18 protein-coding genes are annotated in these 13932 nt (G+C 46.3%); 7 read left to right on the top strand and 11 right to left on the bottom strand.

Features of this window, described 5'->3' with window-relative positions; all coding sequences use genetic code 11:
- The 3 genes from GC178_02745 to GC178_02755 all read left to right on the top strand — a co-directional run.
- A partial coding sequence (locus GC178_02745; GenBank protein ID MBI1286474.1) for an IS1595 family transposase occupies nucleotides 1-124 on the top strand: 124 nt, incomplete at its 5' end.
- 212 nt (nucleotides 125-336) lie between these two features.
- On the top strand, nucleotides 337-780 hold the full coding sequence (locus tag GC178_02750; GenBank protein MBI1286475.1) for a DUF1573 domain-containing protein: 444 nt from the start codon (nucleotides 337-339) through the stop codon (nucleotides 778-780).
- A 68-nt stretch (nucleotides 781-848) separates the two neighbouring features.
- Nucleotides 849-2048: an aminotransferase class I/II-fold pyridoxal phosphate-dependent enzyme gene (locus GC178_02755; GenBank protein ID MBI1286476.1), complete on the top strand. Its 1200-nt coding sequence runs from the start codon at nucleotides 849-851 to the stop codon at nucleotides 2046-2048.
- Nucleotides 2049-2054: 6 nt separating this feature from the next.
- Here the strand turns inward: GC178_02755 and GC178_02760 are convergent, their stop codons facing one another.
- A complete protein-coding gene (locus GC178_02760; GenBank protein ID MBI1286477.1) occupies nucleotides 2055-2948 on the bottom strand; it encodes a DNA-binding response regulator in 894 nt (297 codons plus the stop codon).
- Nucleotides 2949-3069: 121 nt separating this feature from the next.
- On the opposite strand from GC178_02760, the gene GC178_02765 reads away from it, so the two are divergent.
- Entirely contained in the window at nucleotides 3070-4116 is a 1047-nt protein-coding gene (locus tag GC178_02765; GenBank protein MBI1286478.1) for a hypothetical protein, read from the top strand.
- Nucleotides 4117-4134: 18 nt separating this feature from the next.
- On the opposite strand, the gene GC178_02770 is transcribed toward GC178_02765, so the two are convergent.
- From GC178_02770 to GC178_02785, 4 genes are all read right to left on the bottom strand, one after another.
- A complete protein-coding gene (locus tag GC178_02770; GenBank protein ID MBI1286479.1) occupies nucleotides 4135-4395 on the bottom strand; it encodes a Txe/YoeB family addiction module toxin in 261 nt (86 codons plus the stop codon).
- Nucleotides 4395-4619, bottom strand: a complete 225-nt coding sequence (locus GC178_02775; GenBank protein MBI1286480.1) for a hypothetical protein — start codon at nucleotides 4617-4619, stop codon at nucleotides 4395-4397. The genes GC178_02770 and GC178_02775 overlap by 1 nt, the downstream gene beginning before the upstream one ends.
- 95 nt (nucleotides 4620-4714) lie before the next feature.
- Nucleotides 4715-5911, bottom strand: coding sequence for a DUF4268 domain-containing protein (locus GC178_02780; GenBank protein MBI1286481.1), 1197 nt, complete (start codon nucleotides 5909-5911; stop codon nucleotides 4715-4717).
- Between the two features lie 29 nt (nucleotides 5912-5940).
- The gene (locus GC178_02785; protein MBI1286482.1) at nucleotides 5941-7158 is read right to left on the bottom strand and encodes a DUF1343 domain-containing protein; all 1218 of its coding nucleotides are present in this window, start codon (nucleotides 7156-7158) and stop codon (nucleotides 5941-5943) included.
- Nucleotides 7159-7305: 147 nt separating this feature from the next.
- Here GC178_02785 and GC178_02790 point away from each other — a divergent pair, with 147 nt between their 5' ends.
- Entirely contained in the window at nucleotides 7306-8544 is a 1239-nt protein-coding gene (locus tag GC178_02790; protein MBI1286483.1) for an FtsX-like permease family protein, read from the top strand.
- Between the two features lie 34 nt (nucleotides 8545-8578).
- On the opposite strand, the gene GC178_02795 is transcribed toward GC178_02790, so the two are convergent.
- Complete coding sequence (locus GC178_02795) at nucleotides 8579-9055, bottom strand: hypothetical protein (GenBank protein ID MBI1286484.1); 477 nt, start codon at nucleotides 9053-9055, stop codon at nucleotides 8579-8581.
- Nucleotides 9003-9803 (bottom strand): TIGR00159 family protein, encoded by an 801-nt coding sequence (locus GC178_02800; GenBank protein MBI1286485.1) that lies wholly within the window; start codon nucleotides 9801-9803, stop codon nucleotides 9003-9005. The genes GC178_02795 and GC178_02800 overlap by 53 nt, the downstream gene beginning before the upstream one ends.
- Nucleotides 9804-9905: 102 nt before the next feature.
- Here GC178_02800 and GC178_02805 point away from each other — a divergent pair, with 102 nt between their 5' ends.
- Together GC178_02805 and GC178_02810 are read left to right on the top strand one after the other, a co-directional pair.
- The gene (locus tag GC178_02805) at nucleotides 9906-10724 is read left to right on the top strand and encodes a hypothetical protein (protein MBI1286486.1); all 819 of its coding nucleotides are present in this window, start codon (nucleotides 9906-9908) and stop codon (nucleotides 10722-10724) included.
- A gap of 57 nt (nucleotides 10725-10781) precedes the next feature.
- Complete coding sequence (locus GC178_02810; protein ID MBI1286487.1) at nucleotides 10782-11237, top strand: MgtC/SapB family protein; 456 nt, start codon at nucleotides 10782-10784, stop codon at nucleotides 11235-11237.
- Here the strand turns inward: GC178_02810 and GC178_02815 are convergent.
- The 4 genes from GC178_02815 to folP are packed head-to-tail and all read right to left on the bottom strand — an operon-like array spanning nucleotide 11234 to nucleotide 13908.
- The gene (locus GC178_02815) at nucleotides 11234-12076 is read right to left on the bottom strand and encodes a hypothetical protein (GenBank protein MBI1286488.1); all 843 of its coding nucleotides are present in this window, start codon (nucleotides 12074-12076) and stop codon (nucleotides 11234-11236) included. The genes GC178_02810 and GC178_02815 overlap by 4 nt on opposite strands.
- Nucleotides 12077-12089: 13 nt before the next feature.
- Entirely contained in the window at nucleotides 12090-12302 is a 213-nt protein-coding gene (locus tag GC178_02820) for a hypothetical protein (protein ID MBI1286489.1), read from the bottom strand.
- Nucleotides 12299-12985 carry a hypothetical protein gene (locus tag GC178_02825; protein ID MBI1286490.1) on the bottom strand — a complete coding sequence of 229 codons (687 nt, stop codon included), beginning with the start codon at nucleotides 12983-12985 and terminating at the stop codon, nucleotides 12299-12301. The genes GC178_02820 and GC178_02825 overlap by 4 nt, the downstream gene beginning before the upstream one ends.
- Nucleotides 12982-13908, bottom strand: coding sequence for a dihydropteroate synthase (gene folP / locus GC178_02830; protein ID MBI1286491.1), 927 nt, complete (start codon nucleotides 13906-13908; stop codon nucleotides 12982-12984). The genes GC178_02825 and folP overlap by 4 nt, the downstream gene beginning before the upstream one ends.
- Nucleotides 13909-13932: the final 24 nt, after the last annotated feature.

Below are 13932 nucleotides of genomic sequence, written 5' to 3' on the forward strand. Positions count from 1 at the left end.
CAGCATCAAGGGAAAGTATCTACAGAATTACCTCAACGAGTTCTGCTACAAACTCAACCGTAGGTACTTCGGTGAACGCCTGTTCGACAGGTTATCCCTTGCAGTTGCTAAATGCTACTGGTAATCTGCGGGGGAGTCAGAATCTCAATGCAAAATTCAAAAAATCGATGATAAGTATTCTTTGGATTATCCTCCGATTGGGAAAAGGTTTTTCTTGGAGTAATCAATAGAAAATGCCATTAACATTTCTTTAACAGCCTCAAAAATGGAGTTTCGGTAACTTTGGAACGCTGATTGAGAAAACGTTTATCAAACAAAAATTTAACTACATCTATTATGAAAAAAGCAATGTTACTTATGGCGATGGTCGTTGGGTCGTTCGCATACGTTACAGCTCAGGTGGCCGGGCCGCAAATTGAATTTGAAAGAGTGGAGCACGATTACGGTGAGGTGGAGCAAGGCGGTGATGGAACGACTGAGTTCGTTTTCACAAATACTGGAACGGAGCCATTGATCATTTCTAAAGCAAAAGGTTCTTGTGGTTGCACCGTTCCTGAATGGCCAAAAGAGCCGATCGCGCCAGGAGCAAAATCTGCTATCAAAGTAAAGTATGACACCAAGCGTGTTGGTCCTATCAGCAAGTCTGTGACCATTACTTCAAACTCGGTTGACAACAGCACATTCCTTCTGAAGATCAAGGGAAATGTGAAGGCCATGCCAACAGAAAGCGACTCTCCAGAAATGGAAAGCATTGAAGGAGCAACTCCAGTTTCTGAATAAGAAAAAGCTCATTTTTGAGCGAAAAGTCCCGATACTTGTCGGGACTTTTTTGTGCTTAAAACTCAGGAATGCCACGATTATCCTTGAAGGGGCAGCAGATGCCCGAATCACCTATCCGAAAACTTGTACCGTACGCGACAGCTGCTAAAGCTGCGGGTAAAAAAGTGTATCATTTGAATATCGGTCAGCCTGATATTGAAACACCCGAGGTGGCGTTGAATGCGGTAAGAAATCTGGACCGCAAGGTGATCGAGTACAGCAATTCAGAAGGTTATGCCAGCTATCGCGAAGGATTGGCGAAGTATTACCGAGGCGTTGGAATCGATATCTCTTCGTCAGATATTATGGTAACCACAGGCGGTTCGGAAGCATTGATCTTCGGATTCATGACGTGTATGGATCCTGGAGATGAGATCATCATTCCAGAACCGTTTTACGCCAACTACAACGGCTTCGCCACCATGGCCGGACTGAATGTGAAACCCATCACCGCCAGAATTGAAGACGGTTTTGCGCTTCCGCCTATTTCAGAGTTTGAGCGCAGAATTACGGAGAATACGCGTGCCATACTCATTTGCAACCCAGGAAATCCAACTGGAACCTTGTATGGAAAGGAAAGTTTGGAAAAGTTGGCTGCGTTGGTCAAGAAGTACGACCTGTTTCTGTTTGCGGATGAAGTGTATCGCGAATTCTGCTACGAGACGGCCATTCCATTTTCGACCATGAATTTGAAGGGAATTGAGCAGAATGTGGTGATGATAGACAGCGTGAGCAAGCGCTACAGCATGTGTGGCGTGCGAGTTGGCGCTCTGGTTTCGAGAAATAAGCAATTGATGGCAAATGCGTTAAAATTTGCGCAGGCGCGATTGAGCCCACCAACCTTGGGACAGATCGCAAGTGAAGCTGCGTTGGACACACCGCAGGAATATTTCGACCGTGTGAAGGACGAGTATGTGCAACGCAGAAACACGCTTGTTGACGGGCTCAATGCCATCGAAGGTGTTATTTGCCCGAAGCCAGCAGGCGCTTTTTATGTGATGGCACAATTGCCAGTTGATAGCGGTGACAGATTCTGCCAATGGATGTTGGAGGATTTCGACCTTGACGGAGAAACCGTGATGATGGCTCCAGGAAGCGGGTTCTATTCAACTCGTGCGTTCGGTGAAAAGCAGGTAAGGATTGCCTACGTGCTTAACGAGGCAGATCTGAAACGCTCTATCAAAATCATTGAGGAAGGATTGAAAGCATATCCTGGTCGGATTGCCTGATCAGGTTTAGGCTTCGTTGACCACTAACTTGTACCCAACTCCACGGATGTTGGCAATTTTCACATTCGGGTCGGCTTCCAGTTTCTTGCGGAGCTTGGAGATAAAGACGTCCAGCGTTCTTCCCACGTAATCACCATCATCGCCCCAAACCGTTTTCAAAATTGTTTCGCGGTCAACGGTATTGTTGGCAGAGTTGCAGAGCAGTTGTAACAGATCAGATTCTTTGCTTGTCAGTTCAATTGAATCGCCTTGTAGCTTGAGTTCCATCCGCATCGGGTTGAAAACGTAAGAACCTATCTGAATCTCATTCGGGTCGAATTCTCGTTCATCTCTTCTTGTTCGTTTGAGCAAGAAGGCAACGATCGCCAACAGAATTAGAAGAACAACCACGAGCAGGATCAGCAGTTTATGAACTTCACGATAGTCGGATGAAGCATATTCGCTCAGAGTTTCTGATGTGGTTGGTTGAACCTCAATTTCAGCGGGAGCATCCAAAATGGTGAAAACAAGTTCGTAGCAGCCAACAGGTTGGTCTCTGGAGCGACAGGCCAAGACATTCTCTTCGGGCTTGACACCAACCTCATACATGTGCACCGTTTCATTGGAGTGGCAGGTTTGAAATGCCACATTATAACTTCTGGCCAATTGCGTTGCGTTAGCCACACTATCAACGATCGTGGCCAGCTCATCTGGGTTGAACCCGAAATCGGTTTCAAAGCGGATTCTGTAACTCTGGCCGTCTTTCTCAATTGGAAGAACGCGCGATGTGCTGTCTCCAACACTCAGAAGAACTTGATGTCCGATCATGCGCAGCGATACTTCCGTGTGCTTGTCTTCCTGCGGAGCAGAATGAACACAAACCGTGTAGAAGAAAAGTCCTAAGAGGATGGGGAAACGCATATTGCAAAGCTATTCCGTTGAGTGATGGATGGAAATGTTTTGCACTCATTTTACAATCATTTACACTCGATTTACGAACGAAAGCAACATCGCCACCTACTTTCGATTCAAAATCAATGTCATGAAAAACATCATCAAATTAGTTGCGCTGCTGTTGGTAATTGGTTGCTCGGAGAAAGAAACAACGGTCGCTGCGCAGGAAACAAGCATGGATCATTCGTCACTCATTGATACTGTCATTGCCTACGAGCATCCGTACGATCTGTCCATTGATATTGAAAACGCGGGTCCGAAAGGATACAACCTGCTCATTCGAATGGATCTTTTCGGAGGAAGTTTTTTCGCTTCTCCTTACGCGGGTGATAAGCTAAAGGGACGATTCTCCGTGGTTTTGGATGAGAACGACCACGTGAGATTAGGAAAGGATTTCATCGAAACACCACGTTCTCAGGAAGTATTCGATCCGCAACCGTTTGTTGATGGAAATGTGAATTGGATTACGGTAAACACGGTTTACAACTACCCTGTCGAAGTAAGTTCTCACACCGATTTCAAAGTGAATGGAATGATTCGGTTTACGATTGAACCCAAGTGTACATTCGAGGAGATTCCATTCTCTATATCTTCTGAAAGCGGCAAAGTGACAGTGCAACGCTATCCGAAGTTGGATAAACGTACATGTTCAGCTATTCCAGTACTGGAGGTCAGTTTGTACGAATCGCCAAAGATCGATCACGAGGTTGCGGTAAACCATCCGTACGATATTGATTTCCGAATAGCGAAAACGGACGAAGGAGAATTGAACTGGCTGATATTCACAGATCTTTTCGGAGGTAGCTTTTATGTGTCACCGCACTCAACAGCAGATTTCAAAGGGAAATTCAGGGTTGAAGTTGCACCGAACGATGATCTTGAAGTAGGAGCGGATTTCATTGAAATTCCGTGCTCCAAGGAAGTTTTCGATCCGCATCCTTTTATAAGAGGACCTGTCAACTGGGTGAGCGAAAACACCACGTATGAATATCCGCTCATTCTCCACACCGATCAGGATTTTGAAATAGGAGGGAAGGTCCTGTTTGTGATAGAACCGAAATGCACCTTGGAGGAGATCCCAGTTATTTTCAAGTACAAGAATGGCGTGCTTCGAGTGGAGAAGTGGGCGTGTTGATGGGAGTCGAATTTTTTCTCAATAGTGATATTTACAGGCCACAATGATGATGTCTTTGTCAGTCACTTTATAGACCAATCGGTGTTCTTTGGTGATTCTTCTGCTCCAGTAGCCCGCTAATTGGTGTTTCAGCGGTTCGGGTTTCCCAATACCTTCAAAGGGTTGCTCAAGAATGGCCTCAATGAGTTGTTTGATCCGTCCGGCAACCTTGGGGTCTTTCTTCTTCCATTCGGTGTATTCTTTCAGCGCATCCTTCTGAAAGATAATCTCCCGATTCATTACAGATCGTCCAAGTTTACCTTGACAGTCTGCTTTCCATCGTCCACATCCTTGATGCGTTTTTCCAAAATGTCCCTATTGGCGTCACTCATTGTAAGATACTCGGTCTCATCCTGATAATCTTCAATGACAATGGAGATCTTCTTGCCCTTGAACATGGTCTTCACCGCTTTTAGAAATTTCTCGTCAAGCTCGTTTGAGTTCAAATGGAATGTGGTGTTCATGCCTCAATGTTTGATTCAAAGATACGAAACGCAAATAGTCAATCGTTGTTTCCGGCCACCTCCGATCAACAAGGAGAAAGACTTCTTCAAAGGTTTTACATGACCTTTTTCAACCTTGGACGTAGTGCATTTACAAAGTTGTTCAACCATAGTTTGAAGAAGTCTTTGATCTCTTCGCGATTTTTCTCATCGAAAATATTCTCACAAGAAAGTCTTGCTTCAATGTATCCTTTATCATCCCAGGTCCAGATCACATCTTCTCCAAGTTCTTCACGAATGTGTTGTTTTTCGGAATTCAAGGCTTCAAGAATTTCTTTCCCTTCCTGATTGTTTGCGGTACGAAAGTAAACCCCGACACAATTCATGCTTTTGGCAAAATACGCGCTGATCCAAGCCTTTTTATTACCTGCTGGATAAACATAGAGATTGTGACCTGCGGCTGGTTTTGGCATTGACTGACCAGGATCATCAAACTTGAATTCCTCATCATTTACAAGCTCATTCCAGAATTCTGTATAAAAAGCTTTTTCCTTCTCCCATTCCTTTGATACAGAAGGGTTTGGGTTTGATTTCTCAATCGTATCGTCAATTGTCAACTTGAAACCAGTAGGCACCTCAACTGTCATTTTTCCAATTTCTGTCGTTTTGACCAGCGTTTTGGGAATTACTAACGTTCCGACCTTTTCCGCTTCATAAATGTTCAATTCGACCATGGCAAATGAGAAATTCAATTGCCCTGCACCAGAAAGGAATTCGGTGATTCCGCGGGCACCTTCGCGTATTCCGTCTCCAGCAATCAACAATAGAAACCTGCCTCTTTCCAGATTACGATTAACGCTGTCGACAAAGTCGGATTCTGGTAATGCTGAACTCGAATCGAAGTCAGTTACCAATTTATAGAGCGTGTTTCCCTTTTCCCCAAGACGTTTGTTTACTTCACGCTGTAAGTCTTCATAGCTCCATCCCGAAAGCTCCTTCGCATAATCCAGAATTTGCGCAATCACCTTTCTTCTTGCCTCAGGATTGCGCCATAATTTTGTTTCAACAATGGTCAATTCTCCGTTTGGAGAGACCATGAGAATGTCGAGTGGTCCAACCGTTGTATTCAGCTCCATACAAACAGGGATCACAGGATTGTATGATTCGTCTATGTCGCTAATTGGAAGGCATTCTGGTCTTTCGAAGATCAATTTCTGAATTGTCCCTTCGTCAAACGTCTCAAGTTTGTTCAAGGAGGTAACCTGCCTCTCAGAGTTCAGGAAAAGTGGTTTTCCATAGGCCGTTTGTTTCATCGGTAACGCATCTTAAAAATGATAGTGATTCACGGATAAACCAGATACTTCTTTCGCATCATCTTGAACTGTAGCAGTTCTGATTGCCACGTTTCGCGGATCTCACCTGCTGATTTTCCAGCGATGATCTGCTTTCTAAGTTCAGACGAACCAGCCAGTTTGTCGAAGAAATCGGTTCTGAAGAACTTGTCTTTCTCTGGGTAGTTCTGGTAGGTTGAGATCAACCACTCTAAATTCATTTGAGAAAGATTGTAAAGACTGTCTTCACTTAAGGTAGAAAGGTCAACGCCAGCACATTTCTTCCCTTCAAACTTCGGGTTGCTCGCCACACCTTTGATGTCTTTCGGAGTGAACGTGGTGTTGCCATTCGGCATGTTCGGGTAGCCGAATTGCTGAAATGGTTTGTCTGTTCCGCGGCCTTCGCTAACCACGGTTCCTTCGAAGAAACAGAGGCTCGGATAGAGATAAATGGATTTCTGATTCGGGAGATTCGGAGATGGCGCAACAGGTAATTCGTAGGCTTCTTTGCGCGAATAGTTCTCCATTTCAATCACGGTCAAGTTGCATTTGGCCGCATTTTTCAACCAACCTTCAGAATTAACCATTGTCGCGTATTCGCCAACGGTCATTCCATGCACAACAGGAATCTGGTGCAGACCGACAAACGAAGAGAACTCCTTCTTAAGAACCGGACCATCCACGTAATGACCGTTCGGGTTTGGTCTGTCCAGCACAATGAACTGGATGTCATTCTCAGCGCAAGCTTCCATCATGTAGCTCATGGTGCTGATGTACGTGTAGAACCGCGCACCCACATCCTGAATGTCAAATATCACCACATCCAAACCTTCCAGTTGCTTTGGCGATGGCTTGTAATTGCTTCCATAAAGTGAGACGATCGGAAGTCCCGTTTTCGGGTCTTTGCTGTCGGAGATTTTCGCTCCCGCGCTGGCATTACCGCGAAAGCCGTGTTCAGGTGCGAAGGCGCATTTTACATTAACCTCCAAAGCCAAAAGCGTATCAACCAAATGCGTTTGGCCCACAAGCGATGTTTGATTTGCCACAATTCCAACTGCCTTTCCAGCAAGCATTGGAAGGTAAACTTCAGTTCGTTCAGCACCTAAACGAAGTTCTTGCGTGGTTTCGGCTTGCGCTGAAACCTCTTCCGCTGGTGGAGGTGCAGGAGTTGGTTGACCACAGGCCGAAATCCACAGAACGATAAACAGATATTTGATAGTTTTAGCCATTGATGATCAGCTTGTCAAAAGACATTTTTACAGCCACAGATTCACAGATGAACACAGATTGCACCGATTTTATCTGTGAGAAAATCCGTGAAAATCTGAGCGTCTGTGGCTAATTGATGTTTCAATCTTGATTTCAAGAGTAAGCAATTGAACACGCCTTTTTTTATTGCGAAACGCCTCATCCGAACGGGAGGGCAGGCCGAAAGTAACACTATTTCGGGTACGCGTCCTATTGTGCGTATTGCCATTGCGGGCATTGCGCTGAGCTTGGCGGTGATGATCATCTCGGTGGCAATTGTTACAGGTTTTCAGCGGGAGATAACGGACAAGGTGGTCAACTTCGGTGCCGATATTGTCATCACGGAGTATTCCAATTTAAATGCCATTGAACCAAAACCGATTCCGAAGGAACAGGATTTCTATCCGAATCTGACCGAGGTCGATGGCATCCGTCACATTCAGGTTTTCGCCACCAAAGCAGGCATCATCAAAACCGATGAGGAAATTGAAGGCGTGGTGGTAAAAGGTGTTGGAAGCGATTTCGATTGGACCTTTTTCAAAAACCATTTGGTAGAAGGAGATGTGTTTGAGACAACAGATCGATCGCGGAGCAAGAATATTCTCATTTCGGAGGCCATTTCTAAGAAGTTGAAACTGAATGTGGGCGACCGCATGGAGGTCTATTTCATTCAGGATGAGAAGCAGCGGGCGCGCATTTTTGATGTGACAGGCATCTACAAAACGGGCTTGGCCGAATATGACGAACGCTATGTGATCACCGACATCTCACACATTCAAAGACTCAATGGGTGGGGCGATGATGAAGTGGCAGGGTTCGAGGTTTTTGTGGATGATTTCTCGCGATTGGATGAGCTGGATGGCGTGGTTTATTCGATGATCGGAACCGATCTTTTCTCCGCCACGGTCAAAGAGTTGCAACCGCAAATGTTCGATTGGCTCGACCTACAGGACATGAATGTGCGCGTCATCATCATCTTGATGTTGGTGGTGGCAGGGTTCAATATGATCTCCGCGCTGCTCATCATGATCATTGAACGCGTGAACATGATCGGAACGCTGAAAGCACTCGGCATGAACGATGGAAGCATTCAGCGCATCTTCATTTTTCAGGCGTTGTATCTTACGGGTGTCGGCCTCTTTTGGGGAAATCTGGTCGGAATCGTGCTGTGTCTGGCACAGCAGCACTTCGGCATTATTACGTTGGATGAAGCCAGTTATTATGTGAAAGTAGTGCCGATAAACTTGGAACTGTCGTTCGTATTGTTGCTGAATGCTGGAACGCTTTTCTTCTGTTTTCTGATGATGTTGATGCCTTCGATGGTGGTTTCACGCATTCAGCCGCTGAAGGCGATTCGGTTCAATTAAGAAAGGTTGTCAACTTTTTAAAGGTTGAGATTTTCTATCTATAGTTGTTTGACTCTTGTAGTATCTGGGTCAATACTTGCTGAAGTTCTCCTTCTCTATTGAGATTCACTATGATCACACGGTCCAGTCGGTCAATTTCCTTCATTGCCTTCAGTTCTGCCTGAAGAGGATGGTCATCCAACCAAAAGAAATCCGAACCGAGGTCGATGGCTTCGGTCTTTAACGTTGACCAATCTGTTGCCTTTACCTTTTTGACCAATTCCATGGAGTCCGGATCAAAATAGTTGGCCAAATAGTTCAAAGCCGTCTGCGAATTCCCTTTACAGTGAGTTGTCAGCCAGTAGCAATCAAAATTGGATACCGCGTGCTCCAAAAAAGATACTGCAAATGGTGCGGGTCGTGGATTCTTCGTGGTCAGAATAACGCCATCAATGTCAAGATAGAGTTTGGTCATCGGCTTACCCACCAAAAAGCTCATCCAGCGTGTCGCGCAGTTGCTTGGGCGAAACATCATAATCCAGTTTTCCATCGTGTGTGATGGAGATTCCACCGGTTTGCTCTGATACCACAATGGCCACTGCATCCGAGCTTTCGCTCAAACCTACCGCAGCGCGGTGACGCATGCCCAAATGCGCTGGAAAATCGTCATCATCGGTAACCGGAAGTACGCATCGCGCAGCACGGATCCGGTTTCCCGTAACGATCACAGCGCCATCGTGCAGCGGACTGTTCTTGTAGAAAATGGACTCCAGAATTTTGGCCGAAACTTCGGCATCCAAGGCTTCGCCCGTGTTGGCGTAGAACTGCAAATTGTTCTCGCGGCTAATGACAATAATGGCGCCTGTGCTGGAATGCGACATGTTCAAACAGGCCGAAACAATCGCACTGATATCCAGCGATTTTCCTCCGCGCAGGTTCTTTTTCAGGTTCAACCAGCGAAATGGCGAACGACTTCCACCTACAATTCCTGTGGTTCCGATCAAAAGCAGAAACCGCCTTATCTCTTGCTGAAATACCACGATCAGCGCCAGCACACCAACACCTATGAACTGTCCCAGAATGGAACCGAGCAACTGCATGTTCAGCGCACGCACGATAAGGTAAAGCAGATAAAGCGATAGGATGCCGAGAAAGATGTTGATGGCGGCCGTGCCACGCACCAGGTTGTAAAGCTGGTAAAGCAGAATGGCCACGATGAGAATATCCAGCGCATCGAGCCAACGGAACGTGAGGAAACCTAACAGAAGATCGAGCAGCATCGGCATGGCGAATTGCTCAAAGTTAGTTGAATGCAGTTTTCCTGCTGCCAAAAGTCAGTTTAAGATGGTGCGGATCACGTTATTTAGATTCAAATTTCCATCATGTCTCAAGACCATCTCGAAGCGTTCGATCCGAATCTGGCACGCAAGGTTGCCAAGTTGTATCTGCCCGTGCTGGAAAAATACCATCGCGCCAAGTGGCTCGGGTTGCAGAACATTCCTGACGATGTTTTTCTGGGTGTGGGCAATCATTCGGGAATGCATTTCATGCCCGAATCGCTGTTGTGGTTGGCCAAATATCATTCGGAGTCTCGCGGGGTTCCCATGCTTACGCTGATCCATCACATGACGCATCATTTGGCAACGATGGTGAAATTGCCTGTGAACGAACTGGGTTTTTTGGAGGCCAGAAACGACAATGCGTTGGATGCGCTTCAATTGGGTTTTGCCGTCACGGTCTATCCTGGTGGCGACCGCGATGTGGCCAGAACCTATTTCGATCGGAACAAGATCGACTTCTTCGACCATCTGGGTTACGTGAAAACCGCCATCAGAGCGCGCGTTCCCATTTTGCCCATTGTCGGTTGCGGTGGTGGCGAAACGCTCTTCGTGATCAATAACGGGGCAAAAATTGCCGAAATCACAGGACTCAAGCGACTTGGTAAGGTTCATACATGGCCGCTGTACTGGTCGTTTCCGTTCGGGTTTCATTGGGGGCATTTGCCACGTTTCGAACTTCCGCTGCCTTCTCAGATGACTATGAGCATACTGAAACCGATCTACCTCAACGACTACAAGCCTTCGCAGGTCGATGACCCGAAGGTTATTCAGGAAGTGAACGCTCTTGTCATTTCCACCATGCAGCGTGAACTTGATAGGCTGTCTGAGGGACGGATTCCGATCATTGGGAAGTTAAAGTAACCGCACAGACGGCCTTGGTCAATCGCACAATATGGTGCTTTGCTTGTTTAATCATTGATGGATGAGGTAAGTATAACGGTGTTTGCACTGAAGGTCAGTTTGGCAGCTGTGGCCGGTCTGGTCATCGGTGCTGAGCGCGAGTATCGCGGCAAAAGTGCCGGAATCAAGACCAATATGCTGGTTTCCATCGGAGCGGCTGTTTTTGTCATCACTTCATTCCGCTTTGCGGATGTTTCGAACACGGATATGACACGCGTTTTGAGCGAAGTGGTGGTCGGTGTAGGTTTTCTCGGTGCAGGGGTCATTCTGCAAAAGAAGGATACAGAAATGGTGATTGGCCTTACCACCGCAGCCACGATCTGGTGCAGCGCAGCGGTAGGATGCATGGCCGCCACAGGCATGTATTGGCACATGGCGTTTGTCACGTTTCTCATCCTTCTCATCAATATCATTTTCGGGATGATCGATTACCGCATTTCAAAGCACGGAAATTCCCGAACGAAAGATGGTTAATTGCTGATTTTCAGGTGGTTGCCAAAATATTCTGCAAACTTCTTCGGTTTATCAGTATTGATGAGGTCAACGCCAAGTTTTCGGAACGTTTCCCACGCATTCGGATTATCGGGCGAAGCCCAAAGGCGCAGTTTCTTGCCTTCGGCATGAACCTGTGAGACCAGTTTTCGCAGTTTCAACTGTTCATCTTCAGGCATTTCGCCTGTTCCGTTCCACTTAAGATGGTTGTGGTAGTTGTCGCTGATTACAGGCATCAGTTGCGATGAGATCTGTTTGCCAATGTCACTGGGTCGGCCATCCAAAAACGCCAGTTTCGGTTCGGAATTCACCACAGCCTCATACGGGCGTGAACCTGAGAGGAAAACCGTCACCGCGCCTTGTTTCAGTTCACCATTTTCCATGATGGTGAGCATGCTTTTGTAGTTCTCAAGCAACTCAACCAAACGGTTGTACATCTCAACGCTGCCTCCTTTAAAATCGATCATCAGGTAAAACGGTCCGTCATAATCTTTGTAAACCTTGTCACCGTTCTTTTGATCGTGTTCGAACAGCGGTTTCAGGTAGAGGTTTTCCAGCGAGCGTTTCTTCTTTCGGAACAACGGACGGACGTGCGCCACGTACAGATCACCTTTCATGAAATGCACATCTGCTTCTACCGAAACGAGATGGGCTTTCAATGCTTCGAACAGCGCGGGTTTGTTCAGGTAATCGTTATGCGCGTGGCCCGGTACAACTTGCTGCGCGAAAGAAGAGAAAACGAAAAAGGAGAGAAGGAAAAAGGTGAGTATGGCTGGAACGCGTTTTCTCAAGGTATTGTGCTTGGTGAGTTGGTAATTCATTCTATCTCGGTTGTCACCCTGAATTTATTTCAGGGTCTGATTGGCATGGCGCGTTCTGTTCGGTGGAATTGAGCCATTTCAGGTCTTCCTCATCCAATTGTTCTTGCGAAGTCAACCTACCGTGTTTAATGTCTTCTTCACTCATTTGAAGCATTCGCTTTTGGGCCTCGGTGAGAGCAACGCGTTTGTTCCAAGCGTCACAGTTGGTGGATTGGTAGTTGGTCATTTCAGTTCAATTTTTCTCTTGAAGTGACTACCGGGTTCGTCATCTTCCAAATAAAATTCAATCCAACCATCTTTGATTTGAATCGAATCAATACACGCTGTAAAGGTGATACTTTGACAGGTTGTGGTCAGTTCGAACGTGTCTGTTTGCCAGCTTTCAGTATCTGCAATGACCCAACGATTGTTTTTGTCATGCTTGACATATAGACTGTCATTATCAGTTCTATACGTTTGGTAAGGAATCCTAGGATAGTAATCTACAGTTGACCATCGTACAGAGTCTGATTGAAAATTGAAGAAAACCGCATATGTGCAGTTTGTGCCACAGCCGTTTGTAACTACTAAGCTATTACGGGTTGACCAACTCAATTTGCTTGGTATGCTTCCAATGAAGATTTTAGGATGGCTTCTCACATTAGACTGAAATCTGGCTACCGAATCGTTCCCCCAGCGGCAACTTAGATTTTCCCTGTCGTCACTCAACGTTGAGAAAATCTCAAGAAAACGCCCATCAATAAAAGTTGTGTCAAGCCAATAAATCGTATCCGAACCAGTTGATTCTAAAACATTTCGTTTTGAAAAGGTTTCTGATTTTGAATCATGGGCGGCCGATTCCAATTTGTGACGTTTGGAGCCGCAACCAGCTAAAAAAATAGCAAAAGACGCGAGTATTAACTTCTTCATGATAATACCAATTCAACCGCTTCCCTCACATCATGAACCCTCAACATGTCTGCGCCATTTTGGAGGAGTTGGCGGTTCACTTCAATGGTACCTTTCAAGGTTTGCGCTTTCGTATTTCCATATTTCAAACGGATCATGCTTTTGTGCGAAACGCCTACCAGCATCGGTTTGCCGAAAATGGCGAAATCAGAAAGGTGTTCCACCAGTTCATAGTTCTGCTCCAAGGTTTTTCCGAAACCGAAACCAGGGTCAACGATCACATCTTTCACGCCTTGCGCTACCAATTTCGGAACGCGGTGTGCGAAGAATTCCAGTAGAGACGCGATTGATCGCGTCTCACGTGGTCGGTCGGTCTTGTTTTCAGACGCGATGAATCGCGTCTCTACGAGGTTCTGTTGCATGGTCTGTGGTGTGCCTCTCATGTGCATGCAGATGTAAGGCGCGTTGTACTTGGCGGCAACCAACGGCAATTGTTCATCCAAGTTCCCGCCCGAAATATCATTGATGATGTGTGCGCCAACTTCCAACGCTTTCTCGGCCACACCCGAACGGAATGTGTCAATAGAGATCACCGCATCAGGAAACCGCTTCACGATTTCCTCCAACGCGGGAATCATTCGACTCAGTTCTTCCTCTTCGGAAATATGCTCTGCGCCTGGGCGACTGCTGTACGCTCCAAGATCAAGAATGTCAGCGCCTTCTTCCAACATTTGCTCCGCTCGGCTAACGGCTGCATCAACCTCGTTGTATTTTCCGCCATCAAAAAAACTATCGGGCGTCAGGTTCAGAATGCCCATCACCAGCGGACGTTCCATTACCACTAACCGTCCACGGCAGTTCAGCGTTACAGACCTACGAGGTTGCCGAAACCTCGTAGGTCTCTCGTTTTCGGGCTTTTCGAAAAAGTTATTTTTGCCGCTCATCACCGAGCCGAAGTTAACGGTTCA

This window comes from Flavobacteriales bacterium (assembly GCA_016124845.1).
Lineage (GTDB): Bacteria > Bacteroidota > Bacteroidia > UBA10329 > UBA10329 > UBA10329.

Bases quoted from the DNA above. Each gene is read 5' to 3' on its own strand.
- GC178_02780 (MBI1286481.1), bottom strand. From the start codon at position 5,911: ATGAAACAAACGGCCTATGGAAAACCACTTTTCCTGAACTCTGAGAGG.
- GC178_02760 (MBI1286477.1), bottom strand. From the start codon at position 2,948: ATGCGTTTCCCCATCCTCTTAGGACTTTTCTTCTACACGGTTTGTGTT.
- GC178_02815 (MBI1286488.1), bottom strand. From the start codon at position 12,076: ATGAATTACCAACTCACCAAGCACAATACCTTGAGAAAACGCGTTCCA.
- GC178_02795 (MBI1286484.1), bottom strand. From the start codon at position 9,055: ATGTTTCGCCCAAGCAACTGCGCGACACGCTGGATGAGCTTTTTGGTG.
- folP (MBI1286491.1), bottom strand. From the start codon at position 13,908: ATGAGCGGCAAAAATAACTTTTTCGAAAAGCCCGAAAACGAGAGACCT.
- GC178_02800 (MBI1286485.1), bottom strand. From the start codon at position 9,803: ATGCTGCTCGATCTTCTGTTAGGTTTCCTCACGTTCCGTTGGCTCGAT.
- GC178_02750 (MBI1286475.1), top strand. From the start codon at position 337: ATGAAAAAAGCAATGTTACTTATGGCGATGGTCGTTGGGTCGTTCGCA.
- GC178_02810 (MBI1286487.1), top strand. From the start codon at position 10,782: ATGGATGAGGTAAGTATAACGGTGTTTGCACTGAAGGTCAGTTTGGCA.
- GC178_02785 (MBI1286482.1), bottom strand. From the start codon at position 7,158: ATGGCTAAAACTATCAAATATCTGTTTATCGTTCTGTGGATTTCGGCC.
- GC178_02820 (MBI1286489.1), bottom strand. From the start codon at position 12,302: ATGACCAACTACCAATCCACCAACTGTGACGCTTGGAACAAACGCGTT.
- GC178_02805 (MBI1286486.1), top strand. From the start codon at position 9,906: ATGTCTCAAGACCATCTCGAAGCGTTCGATCCGAATCTGGCACGCAAG.
- GC178_02765 (MBI1286478.1), top strand. From the start codon at position 3,070: ATGAAAAACATCATCAAATTAGTTGCGCTGCTGTTGGTAATTGGTTGC.
- GC178_02770 (MBI1286479.1), bottom strand. From the start codon at position 4,395: ATGAATCGGGAGATTATCTTTCAGAAGGATGCGCTGAAAGAATACACC.
- GC178_02825 (MBI1286490.1), bottom strand. From the start codon at position 12,985: ATGAAGAAGTTAATACTCGCGTCTTTTGCTATTTTTTTAGCTGGTTGC.
- GC178_02775 (MBI1286480.1), bottom strand. From the start codon at position 4,619: ATGAACACCACATTCCATTTGAACTCAAACGAGCTTGACGAGAAATTT.
- GC178_02755 (MBI1286476.1), top strand. From the start codon at position 849: ATGCCACGATTATCCTTGAAGGGGCAGCAGATGCCCGAATCACCTATC.